Source organism: Streptomyces sp. NPDC048600, from assembly GCF_055587025.1.
Map to the genome: position 1 here is coordinate 122724 of NZ_JBVJGZ010000017.1, position 13168 is coordinate 135891.

Here is a 13168-nt window from a genome sequence, read left to right on the forward strand (position 1 = left end):
AGAGCATGTCCGAGTCCGAGCACCACGGATACTCCGAGAAGGACGTCCAGCGCGCAGTCACCGAGCTGGAAGGGCAGTCGACGACGGCCGCCCGGCTGTTCGACATCCGGCGGATCATCGGCGGCCTGTTCGTGACCTACGGCGTCATCGTCACCGTCGCGGGCATCACCGTGTCCGACGCCGACCTCGACAAGGCCGAGGGTGTCAACATCAACCTCTGGACCGGCCTGGGCATGCTGCTGCTCGGCCTGTTCTTCCTGGCCTGGCTGAAGCTGCGCCCGACGGCCCCGCCGCCGGGCGCGGAACCGGAGGACGACGGGGAGCCGCGGCGGTCCTAGGGTCCGCCGGGCCCGTGCGTGGCTGTTCGCGCGGTTCCCCGCGGGTCGCTGTGGCCGTCGTGGGTGCGGGCCGTATGCGGCTTGTCGCGCAGTTCCCCGCGCCCCTTGAGGACGATGCCCCCTGGCCCCGGCCGGGGGACAGACCTAGTCCCGGGACAGGCCCGGGGACGGGCCCGCGCGGTCCAGGAGGCCTGTGCGGGCCGCCAGCGCGGCGGCTTCCAGCCGGGAGCCGACACCCAGCTTCATCAGGACCCGCTGGACATGGGTGCGCGCGGTGGACGGGGCGATGCCCATCCCGGCAGCGATCAGCCGGGTGTCCTCCCCGTCCGCGACCCGCACCAGCACCTCCACCTCCCTCGGCGTCAGCATCTCCAGCAGTCGGCGGCCCTCGTCGTCGGGCTGGGCCGCCGGATTGAGCAATTCGCTGAACGCGCCTTGGAGCAGTTGGGGGGCGACCGCCGCCTCACCCTGCCGGGCCTTCATGATCGCCCGCTCGACGCCCTCGATGCGCTCGTCGTGGCGCACGTACCCCGAGGCGCCCGCGGCGAAGGCGGCCGCGATGCCGCGCGGGCTAGGCACCGGGCCCAGCACCAGCACCGCCACCTGCGGACGCTCCTGCTTGATCTTCACCACCGGGTCGAAGGCGCCCGGCTCGGCCGGTGTGCCCGTCCCCAGCAGGCACACCTCCGGCGCCCGCGCGATCACCAGTTCCGCGGCGCCCGCCGCGGGCGCCGCCGCCGCGAGCACGCGGTGCCCGCGCAGCTTCAGCGCCGAGGCCAGCGCCTCGGCCAGCAGCCGGTGGTCGTCGACCACCATCAGCCGCACTCCCATCGAGACCCCCCAGTCCCCCTCGGACGCCCCTGTGGTTCCCACAAGGTCCCCACGGACAGAGCCCGAGCACCGGGGCCCCGGCGTCCCCGCCCTCACCTGCACCCGGAAGCTACACGCTTGTTCGACGTTGCGCTCCCCCTACTCGTGAGAAGTGCCCCGGATCGCCGAAATTCCTCTCATTCGAACGGTGTTGCACGACAACGCGCAAGACCCCGCCCCTGAACAGGGACGGGGTCCGGCGCACGATCGCCCTGCCGGGGCTCAGTTCGTGCCGAAGGCGATGAAGAGGTACTCGGGCTCACCGGAGACCGAGCCCAGGCTGCTGGCATAGACGTCCGCCATGAACAGCCGGCCGGCGGCGAACCAGATCTCGGCGGTGCCGGGCCGGAAACGGGCCTCCGCGTCGCGGACCTTCTCGTCGGAGGGGTTCTCCATCAGCTTGGTCTGCTTGAAGGAGCCGCCGTCGATGCTCACGATCTGGCCGCCCTTGTCGTAGGGCGGGGTCTTGTACGCGATCAGGTTGCCGCCGTCCATGCGCAGCGGCACCAGCGCGTAGTCGTCACCGGCGTCCGCGCGCTGGCCGGTCTCCTTGCCGGTGGCCAGGTCGAAGGCGACGATCTCGTTGGTGTCGCTGTACTCGGTGGCGCCGTCGTGCTCCTTGGTCGGCAGGTACAGCCGGTCGTTGCCGACGACCACGCCCGAGCAGTCCTCGACCTCGGAGATGCCGTCGCAGTCGACCTCGTACTGGTCGTCGGGGGCGGCGATGCGGTTGCGCAGCTTGCCCGTCTTGTTGTCGATGGAGAAGAAGTCCAGGATGCGGGCGGAGTCGCCGCTGGAGTTGCCGACCTCGGCGGCCACCACCAGGGGCTCGGTGGAGACGACGCTGGCGTACTCGATGCCCTGGGCCATCTTGTACTCGGAGACGACCTTGCCGGACTTCTGGTCGAGGGTCTGCACATGGATCGTCTGGTTGCCGTACTGGCCGCACTTGCGCAGCGCGACGAGCTTGGGGCCGCCGCCGTACCCGGCGTCGAAGCAGGTGTCGGTCGGCTTCGGGGACCACAAGGGGTCACCGGAGGCCAGGTCGAAGGCGGCGCCGCCGACGGTGCTGCCGACGGCGACCGTGCCGGAGCTGACGGTGACGTTGTCCCAGCCGATGTCCGAGTCACCGAGCTGGGCGGTCTTCGTCCACAGCTTGGTGCCGGCGGCCAGGTCGATCGCGGCGATCTGGCTGCATCCCTCGGAGGAGTTCTTGGCGGGCATCTTCGGCTGGAAGACGACGGCGACCTTGTTGCCCTCGCCGACGAACCGGCTGGCGTGGCACACCGGGCCGGGCAGCTTGACCGTCCACTTCTTCGTGCCCTTGTCGAGGTCGTAGCCGACGACCTCGGCGATGCCGCTCTTGGCGTACACGGTGTCGGTCAGCCAGGAGCCCTCGACGACGGTCGTCTCGTCCTCGCCGACCTTCGGCATGGGCACCTGGAAGAGCACCTTGGAAGCCGGGTCGGAAGGCACCTTCTCGCTGCCCCCGCCGCCGGTGGTGCCGCCCTTCTCGTCGCCGCCACCGCCGCCGGTGGTGCCGCCGCTGGACTTCGAGGTGTCGTCCTTGCCGCCGTCGTCGCCGGTGCCCGCGTACCAGACGCCGCCGCCGATGATCAGCGCGATGGCCACGACCGCCGCACCGATGATCGCCAGTTGCGCGTTCATCTTCCGTCCGCCGGACGGCTGCACGGCCGGGGCCATCGGGACCGTCGCCTGCGGATAGCCGTAACCCTGCTGGTAGGCGCCCTGCTGGGGCTGCGCGTACGGGTTCGGCTGGCCGCCGTAGGGGCCGGGCTGCTGGCCGGGGTAGCCGTAGCCGGCCTGGGGCTGCGGCGCGGTCTGCGGGTAGCCGTAGCCCGGCTGGGGCGCCGGCGGCTGGGGCTGGCCGTAGCCGCCGGGCTGCGGGGCCGCGGGTGGCGGGGTCTGCGGGGCCGGACCCGAGGCCGGGGGCGTGGGCGTGGGCGGCGGGGTCTGCGGCGGCTGGGGGGCGCCGAACCCGGGCTGCTGGGGCGGCTGGTCCTGCGGCGGCTGGCCGGGCGGCGGGGGCGGGGTGCTCATGGTGTGCGTACCTCGGTGGGACGGAGCGGAAGCGGGGACGGGCGGCGGACGATCGTGCGCAAGCCGGAGGGGCCGGCCACCAGGGCCGGCCCCGTCGGGTCACTTGCCGAAGACGATCATCAGCTTCTCCTGGTCCTGGTCGTTGCCGGTGAGCCGGGTGGACGACAGGTACAGCCGTCCGTCGGCCCACTCCAGGTCGCGCGAGAAGAAACTGTCCTCGATGTCGGCGGCACCGCCCGGGTTCTGGAGCACCGTCACCGGCGTGTGCGCGGTGCCCGCGGCCGGGATCGACACGACCCGGCCGCCCTCCTCGTACGAGGGCTCCACGTAGGCGACGAGGTTGCCGCCCTCCACCGTCAGCGGCAGCATCGACTCCTCTGTGGGGGACTTCACCCGCCACTTCTCCTTGCCGGTGGCCAGGCTGATCGCGAGGATCTCGTTGGCGCTGCCGGTGGCCTCGGTGGGCAGGTAGAGCAGGTCGCCGCCGACCGCGACGCCCTGACAGCCGGTCAGGTCACGCTGGAGGAGGGCCCAGCCGCAGTCGGGGGCGATGGACTCCTTGGTGTCGACCTGGGAGCGGACCTTGCCGGCGGCGGTGAACGTGGCGATGTTCCACGTCTTCTTGTCCTCGTTCTCGCTGTAGACCACCAGCGGGTCCACGGACAGGGTCCGGTTGATCCGGTAGCCCTTGTCGTACTTGAACGTCCACTTGACCTTGCCGGTCCTCGGGTCGAGCTCCTGGATCTCCTCGTGCTCGGTCGGGGTGGAGGCACCGCAGGAGGCGACGGAGATCAGCCGGGTGCCGCCCGCGAACGCGCTCGGGTAGCAGGCGTCGCCGTACTTCTTCTTCTCGTACAGCTTCCTGCCGGTCCCGGCGTCGTAGGCCACGCCCGACTGCGAGCGGCCCACCAGCAGGGTGTCGCCGGCCAGCGACAGCTCGATCGTGATGGCGCTGTCGAACAGGGCGCCGTCCGCGACCTCGCCGGTCCAGCCCTTCTCGCCGGTGCCGAGGTCGATCTGCTGGAGCTGGTTGCACTTGGCGCGGTCGCTGGCGCCGCTCATGTACGCCACGACGATCTTGTCGTCGGCGGTCTTCTGCGGGGTGACCGCGCAGATCTTCTGCGGAAGGGTGATCGGGTCCCAGCTCGGGGCACCGTCAGCGGCGTCGTAGGCGAAGATCTGCTTGTACGCGGCCTTGACGGCCGTCTTGTCGCTGATCCACATACCGACGGCGTCGGCGCCGGAACCAGGGGCGTCGGGCGCCTCCTTGTACCAGAGGACCTTCGCCTCGCCGGGCTTGCGGCCCTCGTTGAGGTTCTCGGGGTCCTCGCCGCCTTCGCCACCGCCGTCCCCGGGGTTGGCCGGGCTGTCCGACGCCTTCGGCTTGTCGTCGTCGCTCTGCTGGGCGACCGGCTTCTTGTCCTTGCCCTTGCCCTTCTCGTCGCCGCTCGACAACGCGAACACCGCGCCGCCGACGACGAGGAGGGCGGCCACGGCCGCGCCGATGATCATCGCGGGCTTGCCCTTGAAGGGGCTGCGGGAGCCGCCGGGCGGCGGGGGCACCGGCGCGCCCGGGTACTGGGGCTGCGGGTGGCCGTAGCCGGGCTGCGGGGCGTACGGACCGGGCTGCTGCGGCTGGCCGTACGGACCGGGCTGGCCGTAGGGGCCGGGCTGCGGGGCGTACGGTCCCGGCTGCTGCGGCTGGCCGTAGGGGCCCGGCTGGGCGTACGGGCCGGGCTGCTGCGGGTAGCCGTAGCCGGGCTGCGGCGCCGGCGGGGTCTGAGGCGGCTGGCCGGGCTGCGGCGGGGTCTGGGGCGCGCCGAAGCCACCGCCCTGCGGCGGCGGGTCCTGCGGTGCTCCGAATCCGCCCTGCGGCGGCTGATCGGGCGGCTGAGTCATCAGCGTCTTCCCCCTCGTTCACTGATTTTTAGCCACGCCCTGAGGTGTGTGACGACCCAGAGCCGTTCGGTCTCAGACGGTTCTCAGACGGCCCTTTCTATCACTCGCCACCGACAGTCAAGAGGCCCGGTTCCTCCCCTGTTCCCAAGGGAGGACCGGGCCGTGATGGGTCCGTTACGCGCCTTCACGCCCCCTTCACGCGCCGCGCGCCACCTCCACGCGCGCCGGGGGCCGGGACGGGGCCGACTCTCAGGCGTCCTCGGCGAGTTCCAGCCAGCGCATTTCCAGCTCCTCGCGCTCGTCGGACAAAGCGCGCAGTTCGGCGTCGAGTTCGGCGACCTTCGCGAAGTCCGTGGCGTGCTCGGCGATCCGCGTGTGCAGCTTGGACTCCTTCTCGGAGACCTTGTCCAACTGCCGCTCGATCTTCTGCAGTTCCTTCTTGGCGGCGCGCTGGTCGGCGGCGCTCTTCTCGGCGGCGGGCTTCGGGGCCGCGGCCGGGGCGGAGGCGGCGGCCGTCTCCTCCATCCGCTTGCGGCGCTCCAGGTACTCGTCGATGCCGCGCGGCAGCATCCGCAGGGTGGAGTCGCCGAGCAGGGCGAACACCTTGTCGGTGGTGCGCTCGACGAAGAACCGGTCGTGGGAGATGACGATCATGGAGCCGGGCCAGCCGTCGAGGACGTCCTCCAGCTGGGTGAGGGTCTCGATGTCGAGGTCGTTGGTGGGCTCGTCGAGGAAGAGGACGTTGGGCTCGTCCATGAGCAGGCGCAGCAGCTGCAGGCGCCGCCGCTCACCGCCGGACAGGTCGCCGACCGGCGTCCACTGCTTCTCCTTGCCGAAGCCGAACGTCTCGCACAGCTGGCCGGCCGTCAGCTCGCGCCCCTTGCCGAGGTCCACGCGCTCGCGCACCTGCTGCACGGCCTCCAGGACCCTCATGGCGGGGTCGAGTTCGGCGACCTCCTGGGAGAGGTAGGCCAGCTTGACGGTCTTGCCGACGGCGACCCGGCCGCCGGCCGGCTGGGCCGCGCCCTCGGTGCGCCAGGCCTCGGCCATCGCCCGCAGCAGGGAGGTCTTGCCCGCGCCGTTGACGCCGACCAGGCCGATCCGGTCGCCCGGGCCGAGCTGCCAGGTGACGTGCTCCAGCAGCACCTTGGGACCCGCGTGGATGCTGACGTCCTCCAGGTCGAACACGGTCCGCCCGAGCCGCGAGGAGGCGAACTTCATCAGCTCGCTGGTGTCGCGGGGCGGCGGCACGTCCTTGATCAGCTCGTTGGCGGCCTCGACGCGGAACCGGGGCTTGGAGGTACGGGCGGGGGCGCCGCGGCGCAGCCAGGCCAGCTCCTTGCGGACCAGGTTCTGCCGCTTGGCCTCCTCGGTCGCCGCGATCCGCTCGCGTTCGAGGCGCGCGAAGACGTAGTCGGAGTAGCCGCCCTCGTACTCGTAGACGTCTCCGCGCTGCACGTCCCACATGCTGGTGCAGACCTGGTCCAGGAACCAGCGGTCGTGGGTGACGCACACCAGCGCCGAGCGGCGCTCGCGCAGATGCCGGGCGAGCCAGGCGATGCCCTCGACGTCGAGGTGGTTGGTGGGCTCGTCGAGCACGATCAGGTCGTGGTCCTCGATGAGCAGCTTGGCCAGCGCGATCCGGCGTCGCTCACCGCCGGAGAGCGGGCCGATCACGGTGTCCAGGCCCTTGGGGAAGCCGGGCAGGTCCAGGCCGCCGAACAGGCCGGTCAGCACGTCGCGGACCTTGGCGTTGCCCGCCCACTCGTGGTCGGCCATGTCCCGGATGACCTCGTGCCGGACGGTGGCCGTCGGGTCGAGCGAGTCGTGCTGGGTGAGCACGCCCATCCGCACCCCGCCCGCGTGCGTGACCCGGCCGGTGTCGGCCTCCTCCAGCTTCGCCAGCATGCGGATCAGGGTCGTCTTGCCGTCGCCGTTGCGGCCGACCACGCCGATGCGGTCGCCTTCGGACACACCCAGGGAGATGCCGTCGAGGAGGGCACGCGTGCCGTACACCTTGCTGACGTTCTCGACATTGACCAGGTTGACGGCCATTTCACTCCTGAGCGCGGGGATGGATCGACCATCCAGAGTAGTCGGACGAGGGGGCGCGCCCGGAGAGTCTGCCGGGCCGCCGGGAGCGGGGCGCGCCCGCGGTCGGGCGGTGCGGTCGGACGTGCGGTCGGGCGTGCGGTCGGGCGTGCGGTCGGGCGGTGCGGTCAGGTGTCGGCCGCGCGCTCCTTCATGCGCCGCTGGTGGTACCAGACCGCGAGCAGCGGCAGGCCGTCCGGGTCGAGCCCTTCCTCCAGCGGTCCGATGCGGGCCTCGGCGGCCACGCAGCGCGGGTCGTCGCGGTGGGCCAGGGCGGCGACGGCGTCGATCCGGGTGCGCTGGCGCTCGTCGCGGGTGAGCTCGTACAGCGCGTCGGCGATCTCCGGCGCGCGGACCGGCTGGTGGAGCATCCAGGAGCAGGCGCTCGCGCGTACGCCGGCGTCCGGGTCGCGGGCCAGGGCGAGCAGGGCGGCGAGGCTCGGCGGGGTGAGCGCGCGCGGCTCCGCGGCGCTGTCGTCGGCGGGGTCCTCGTGGTCCAGCAGCTGCGGCACCCAGCCGCGGACGACGGGGTCCGGGTGGGCCGCGTAGGCGATCCCGACACCCCTGACCTTGTGACTGTCGGTCCAGGTCAGGGTGTTCAGCAGGACGTCGAGCACCGCCGCGTCGGGCTCGCGCAGCGCCCAGGGGACGAGTTCCGCGGCCCGGCGAAGGAAGGGGCCGTCCTCGTTCGCCAGGTCCGCGACGACCAGGCAGAGCAGTACGTCCGCGGCGAAGAGGCGGTGCAGCGGGTCGGGGTCCTCGCTCAGTGTCTCCGCCGCGGCCCAGGTCTCGTCGTCCTGCCGGTCGCCGAGCTCGGACACGGCCTGTCCCCAGGCGGCGTGGTCGCGGTCGGGGTGGGCGAGGGCCCGTGCGAGCAGGTCGCCGAAGGGCACGCGCAGCCGGGCCCGCCGCTCCAGCTCGGTGAGGATCGCCGAGTGCCCGTCGCGCAGGGTCCTGCCGCCGAGCTCCAGCTCCTCGTACCAGCAGCCGGTCTCCTCCCACAGCCGGGTCCGTACGGCCGGTCCCGCGAGGCCGGTGAGGCGCTCGAGCTCGGCCTCGGCGCCGGTGCGGGCGCAGGCGCGGGCGTGGTCCAGCAGGCCCGCGGGGAGTGGGGCGCGCAGCCGCGCGAGCAGGTCCCGGAGCCGATCGATGTCGCCGTGGCGGACGGCCTCGAACAGCCGTGCCCGGTCCTGTTCCGTGTTCATGTCCCCCGTCGTGGTGCCCCCGTGGTTCATGTCGCCCGTCGTGGTCCTCAGACGACCGTGGCGCCTTCCGCGGGGCCCTGGGTCGCGCGGACCGCGCGGCACGTCCCCGAGGCGCCCAGGGCGTCCGCGACCTTGCGCGCCGCCTCGGCCGAGTCGCACAGGAAGGCGGTCGTCGGGCCGGAACCGGAGACCAGGGCACCGAGCGCGCCCGCGGCGGTGCCCGCGTCAAGGGTGGCGGCGAGCGACGGGCGCAGGGACAGCGCGGCGGGCTGGAGGTCGTTGACCAGGTTCGCGGCGAGGGCGTGCGCGTCGCCCTTGGCGAGGGCGGCCAGCAGGTCCGGGGAGGCGACCGGCTCGGGGACGTCCGTGCCGTGTGTCAGACGGTCGAACTCGCGGAACACCGCCGGGGTCGACAGCCCCGCGTCGGCGAGGGCGAACACCCAGTGGAACGTGCCGCCCACCTCCAGGGGCGTCAGCCGCTCCCCCCGGCCGAGGCCCAGGGCGGCGCCGCCCACCAGGCTGAACGGCACGTCGCTGCCCAGCTCGGCGCAGATCTCCAGCAGTTCCTCGCGGGAGGCGCCGGTGCCCCACAGGGCGTCGCAGGCGAGCAGCGCGCCGGCGCCGTCCGCGCTCCCGCCGGCCATGCCGCCGGCGACGGGGATGTCCTTGGCGATGTGGACGTGGACGTCGGGCGTGCGGCCGTGGCGGGCGGCCAGCAGGGCGGCGGCGCGGGCGGCGAGGTTGGACTCGTCCAGCGGGACCAGACCGGCGTCGGGGCCCTCGCAGGTGACGCGGAGCCCGTCCGGCGAGGGGGTGACCGTGATCTCGTCGTACAGCCCGACGGCGAGGAAGACGTTGGCCAGGTCGTGGAAGCCGTCGGGGCGGGCGGCGCCGACCGCGAGCTGCACGTTGACCTTGGCCGGGACCCGTACGGTGACGCTCACTTGCCGGTCTCCTCGTGCTCGGCGTGCCCGGCGTGCCCGGCGTGCTCGGCGTGCTCGGCGATCCGCGCGAACTCCTCGACGGTGAGGGACTCGCCCCGCGCCTGCGGGGACACGCCGGCCGCGACGAGGGCTGCCTCGGCGGCCGCCGCGGAACCGGCCCAGCCGGCGAGGGCCGCGCGCAGCGTCTTGCGGCGCTGGGCGAAGGCCGCGTCGATCACGGCGAAGACCTCGCGCCTGGTGGCCCCGGTCTTCAGCGGCTCGGCACGGCGGGTCAGGGCGACCAGGCCGCTGTCGACGTTCGGTGCGGGCCAGAAGACGTTGCGGCCGATGGCTCCGGCCCGCTTGACCTCCGCGTACCAGTTGGCCTTCACGGACGGCACGCCGTACACCTTCGAGCCCGGTGCCGCGGCGAGCCGGTCGGCGACCTCGGACTGCACCATGACCAGCGTGCGCTCGATCGTCGGGAAGGTCTCGAGCATGTGCAGCAGGACGGGCACGGCGACGTTGTAGGGCAGGTTCGCCACCAGGGCGGTCGGCGCCGGGCCGGGCAGTTCCGCCACCCGCATGGCGTCGGAGTGGACCAGCGCGAAGCGGTCCGCCCGGCCGGGCATGCGGGCCGCGATCGTGGCGGGCAGCGCGGCGGCCAGCACGTCGTCGATCTCTACGGCCGTGACCCGGTCGGCCACCTCCAGCAGGGCGAGGGTGAGGCTGCCGAGCCCCGGGCCGACCTCGACGACCACGTCCTCGGGGCGGACCTCGGCGGTCCGCACGATGCGGCGGACCGTGTTGGCGTCGATCACGAAGTTCTGGCCGCGCTGCTTGGTCGGGCGCACACCGAGGGCGGCCGCGAGTTCGCGGACGTCGGCGGGACCGAGAAGGGCGTCGGGGGTGGGGCTGCTCACGGCACAAGGGTACGGGGGCCCGCCGCCCCGCCCCGACGGCTCACCCGGGCGGCCGGGCTCGCGGGGCGGCATGGCGGCTCACCTGGGCGACCGGGCTCCGCGCGGCGGCGCGGCGGCTCAGCCGTGCAGCCGGGTCCCGCAGTGCGGCCACGGGCTCGCACCGCGGCGGGTGTACAGCTTCTTCGCGCGGTAGGTCTGTTCGGAGGCGGACGCGTCCTGCGGGCGGCCGCTGCCGCCGAGGCTCTGCCAGGTCCGGGAGTCGAACTGGTACAGCCCGCCGTAGGTGCCGGAGGGGTCGACCGCGTCCGCCCGGCCGCCGGACTCGCAGGCGGCGAGCGCCTGCCAGTCGAGGCCGTCGGCACCGCTCACGGAGGCCGGCAGCGCCCTGGTGCCCACCTTGACCAGCTGGTCGCGCGGCTCGCGCACGGTCTCGGTCTCGACGAGCCGCGGCTTCTGCCGCACGCCGTTGACCGTGCGCAGCTGGAAGGTGAGGCGGCGCAGGCCCGGCAGTCCGGGGCGCGTGACGACCTCGGTGCCCTTGAACAGCGTCGGGTCCTCGACCCGCCGCACCTCGAACGGGACGCGCTCCTCGCGCACCTCCCTGCTGCCGGTGATCCGCAGCACGGTGACGGTCTGCCCGTCGCGCGGGAAGCTGTCCTGCGGGACGGAGGTGGTGTCCTGGCCGCGCAGGGTGATCCCGGCCCGCGCGACCGCCTCGCCCACGGTCGCCGCGTTGGTGCGGATGGTGCGGGCGCGGCCGTCGGCCATGATCGTGACCGAGCGCTCGGTGCGTACGTCCAGGGCCAGGCCCTCGCGTCCGATCGACCGGGAGCGCGCGGCCGACAGATACGCGCCCTCGGCGCGCACGCCCAGCTGTTCGAGCGCGCCCTCCACCGTCCGTGCCGTCGTCCACACCTCGCGCCTGTGCCCGTCGAGCGTGAGCCGGAGCGGGCGCCCGTAGCGCACCTCGATCTCGTCGCCGCTCTCCAGCTCCGTGCCGGGGGCGGGCGACACCACGTCGTGCGGTCCCACGGCGACGCCCTCCTTCGCCAGCAGCTCGGTCACGTCGTCGGCGAAGGTGTGCAGCGTCCGGGGACTGCCGTCGACGGTCAGCTCCACGGCCTTGTCCTCGGCGACGAAGGCGGTCGTGCCGCCCGCGAGGAAGGCGACGACCAGTGCCTGGGGCAGCAGTCGGCGTACGGGGCCGTCGCCGCGCGGGGGGCGGGAGGGGCCGGTGGGGTGGTCGGTGGGGTCGTTCTCGTGGGGGCGGCCGGGGGCGACGCCGTAGGGGAGCGTGGGGCTGTCGTGGTGCCCGGGGCCCGGGGAGCGCTCGGGGCCCTCGGGGTGGGCGAGGCCGGGAGCGTGGGCGGCGGCCGGGCTGTAGGCGTGGGCGGGGCTCTGGGGGCGGGGTGCGGTGTCCGCGGGTGCGCCGCCCCGGGCCCGGCGCCGGCGCGCGGCCCGGCCCTCCCCGTCGGTGCCGGGAGCGTGGGGCGCGGGCCGGGCGGGCCCACCGCCGTACGGGTCGCCGCCCGCGTACGCCCCGGCGCCCCACTCGGCCGGGGCGCGGGTGGCCGTGCCCGGGGCGCGGACGTCCTCGGGGGCGTACGCGTACGGCGAGGCGTGCGGCGCCAGGTAGGGGGCGCCCGTGCGGGGCTGCGGGTAGCTCTCGCCGTAGCCCAGCGTCTCGGCGGAGTGCGGGTCGAAGGGGGCGGTGTACGGCGGACCGCCCGTGCCGGGGGCGTGCGCGGGGACCGGGTGGTCGAACGGGTCGTACTCGGGGGTGCGCGTGTACCGCTCGTCGCGCACGTACGGCGAATCGCTCACGCCGACACGCTCCAGGAGTCCAGAGGGGTCCCGATCGGGCCACCAGAACCTAGCGGAGCGATCGTCACTCTCCAAAGCGACGCGACTACGCACCGTCGTGGCGCGGCGGCGGGCGGGCCTCGCGGACGGTGCCGGGGCGGGCGTGGGTCAGTAGCCGAAGGCGCGGGCCGTGTTCGCCGCGAGGGCCGTCGCCAGCGCGTCCTCGTCGATGCCGCGCACGGCGGCCATGGCGCGCACCGTGACCGGAATGAGATACGGGGCGTTGGGCCGTCCGCGGTACGGCGCGGGCGTCAGGAACGGCGCGTCCGTCTCCACCAGGAGCAGCTCCAGCGGCGCCACCGCCACCGCGTCCCGCAGGTTCTGGGCGTTCTTGAAGGTGACGTTGCCGGCGAACGACATGAAGTAGCCCGCGGCCGCGCAGATCTCCGCCATCCCGGCGTCGCCGGAGTAGCAGTGGAAGACGGTCCGCTCCGGGGCGCCCTCCTCCTTCAGCACGCGCAGGACGTCGGCGTGGGCGTCGCGGTCGTGGATGACCAGGGCCTTGCCGTGCCGCTTGGCGATCTCGATGTGGGCGCGGAAGGAGCGCTCCTGCGCGGCCTTGCCGTCCTCGCCGGTGCGGAAGTAGTCCAGGCCGGTCTCGCCGACGCCCTTGACCTGGGACAGCGCGGCGAGCCGGTCGATCTCGGCGAGCGCCTCGTCCAGGCCCGCCTCGCCGCCGGGCCGCCGCGCGCCCTGCCGGGACCAGCCGTCGGGGTCGCCGTGGACGATGCGCGGGGCCTCGTTGGGGTGCAGGGCGACGGTCGCGTGGACGGCGTCGTGGACCGCGGCGGTCGCGGCGGCCCAGCGCGAGCCGGCCACGTCGCAGCCGACCTGCACCACGGTCGTCACCCCGACCGACGCCGCCTTCGCCAGCGCCTCCTCGACGGTGCCGGACTGCATGTCGAGGTGGGTGTGGGAGTCGGCGACCGGCACCCCGAGGGGCACGGGCAGCGGCGGCGCGGCGTTCTTGTCGGCGGCGTTCGAAGGCATGCCCC

Annotated in this window: 10 protein-coding genes; 1 reads left to right on the forward strand and 9 read right to left on the reverse strand. The window is 73.8% G+C overall.

Annotated elements, in window-relative coordinates:
* Positions 1 to 5 precede the first annotated feature (5 nt).
* Entirely contained in the window at positions 6 to 338 is a 333-nt protein-coding gene (locus ACZ6SQ_RS23150; RefSeq protein ID WP_469565053.1) for a hypothetical protein, read from the forward strand.
* Between the two features lie 144 nt (positions 339 to 482).
* On the opposite strand, the gene ACZ6SQ_RS23155 is transcribed toward ACZ6SQ_RS23150, so the two are convergent.
* The 9 genes from ACZ6SQ_RS23155 to ACZ6SQ_RS23195 form a co-directional block, all read right to left on the reverse strand.
* Entirely contained in the window at positions 483 to 1169 is a 687-nt protein-coding gene (locus ACZ6SQ_RS23155) for a helix-turn-helix transcriptional regulator (protein ID WP_469565055.1), read from the reverse strand.
* 261 nt (positions 1170 to 1430) lie between these two features.
* A complete protein-coding gene (locus ACZ6SQ_RS23160) occupies positions 1431 to 3269 on the reverse strand; it encodes an outer membrane protein assembly factor BamB family protein (protein ID WP_469565057.1) in 1839 nt (612 codons plus the stop codon).
* Between the two features lie 99 nt (positions 3270 to 3368).
* Complete coding sequence (locus ACZ6SQ_RS23165) at positions 3369 to 5168, reverse strand: outer membrane protein assembly factor BamB family protein (protein WP_469565060.1); 1800 nt, start codon at positions 5166 to 5168, stop codon at positions 3369 to 3371.
* Positions 5169 to 5417: 249 nt separating this feature from the next.
* Positions 5418 to 7223 (reverse strand): ABC-F family ATP-binding cassette domain-containing protein, encoded by a 1806-nt coding sequence (locus ACZ6SQ_RS23170; protein WP_469565061.1) that lies wholly within the window; start codon positions 7221 to 7223, stop codon positions 5418 to 5420.
* 164 nt (positions 7224 to 7387) lie between these two features.
* Positions 7388 to 8464: a hypothetical protein gene (locus tag ACZ6SQ_RS23175; protein WP_469565063.1), complete on the reverse strand. Its 1077-nt coding sequence runs from the start codon at positions 8462 to 8464 to the stop codon at positions 7388 to 7390.
* A 47-nt stretch (positions 8465 to 8511) separates the two neighbouring features.
* Positions 8512 to 9408 (reverse strand): 4-(cytidine 5'-diphospho)-2-C-methyl-D-erythritol kinase, encoded by an 897-nt coding sequence (locus tag ACZ6SQ_RS23180; RefSeq protein ID WP_469565065.1) that lies wholly within the window; start codon positions 9406 to 9408, stop codon positions 8512 to 8514.
* The gene (gene rsmA, locus ACZ6SQ_RS23185; protein WP_469565067.1) at positions 9405 to 10310 is read right to left on the reverse strand and encodes a 16S rRNA (adenine(1518)-N(6)/adenine(1519)-N(6))-dimethyltransferase RsmA; all 906 of its coding nucleotides are present in this window, start codon (positions 10308 to 10310) and stop codon (positions 9405 to 9407) included. Before rsmA ends, ACZ6SQ_RS23180 begins: the two co-directional genes overlap by 4 nt.
* 117 nt (positions 10311 to 10427) lie before the next feature.
* Positions 10428 to 11990: a ubiquitin-like domain-containing protein gene (locus tag ACZ6SQ_RS23190; RefSeq protein WP_469565167.1), complete on the reverse strand. Its 1563-nt coding sequence runs from the start codon at positions 11988 to 11990 to the stop codon at positions 10428 to 10430.
* Positions 11991 to 12281: 291 nt separating this feature from the next.
* The gene (locus tag ACZ6SQ_RS23195) at positions 12282 to 13163 is read right to left on the reverse strand and encodes a TatD family hydrolase (RefSeq protein ID WP_469565069.1); all 882 of its coding nucleotides are present in this window, start codon (positions 13161 to 13163) and stop codon (positions 12282 to 12284) included.
* Positions 13164 to 13168 lie beyond the last annotated feature (5 nt).

Coding starts and splice junctions, on each gene's coding strand:
- ACZ6SQ_RS23150 (WP_469565053.1), top strand. CDS start 6: ATGTCCGAGTCCGAGCACCACGGATACTCCGAGAAGGACGTCCAGCGC.
- ACZ6SQ_RS23165 (WP_469565060.1), bottom strand. CDS start 5,168: ATGACTCAGCCGCCCGATCAGCCGCCGCAGGGCGGATTCGGAGCACCG.
- ACZ6SQ_RS23160 (WP_469565057.1), bottom strand. CDS start 3,269: ATGAGCACCCCGCCCCCGCCGCCCGGCCAGCCGCCGCAGGACCAGCCG.
- ACZ6SQ_RS23155 (WP_469565055.1), bottom strand. CDS start 1,169: ATGGGAGTGCGGCTGATGGTGGTCGACGACCACCGGCTGCTGGCCGAG.
- ACZ6SQ_RS23195 (WP_469565069.1), bottom strand. CDS start 13,163: ATGCCTTCGAACGCCGCCGACAAGAACGCCGCGCCGCCGCTGCCCGTG.
- ACZ6SQ_RS23175 (WP_469565063.1), bottom strand. CDS start 8,464: ATGAACACGGAACAGGACCGGGCACGGCTGTTCGAGGCCGTCCGCCAC.
- ACZ6SQ_RS23170 (WP_469565061.1), bottom strand. CDS start 7,223: ATGGCCGTCAACCTGGTCAATGTCGAGAACGTCAGCAAGGTGTACGGC.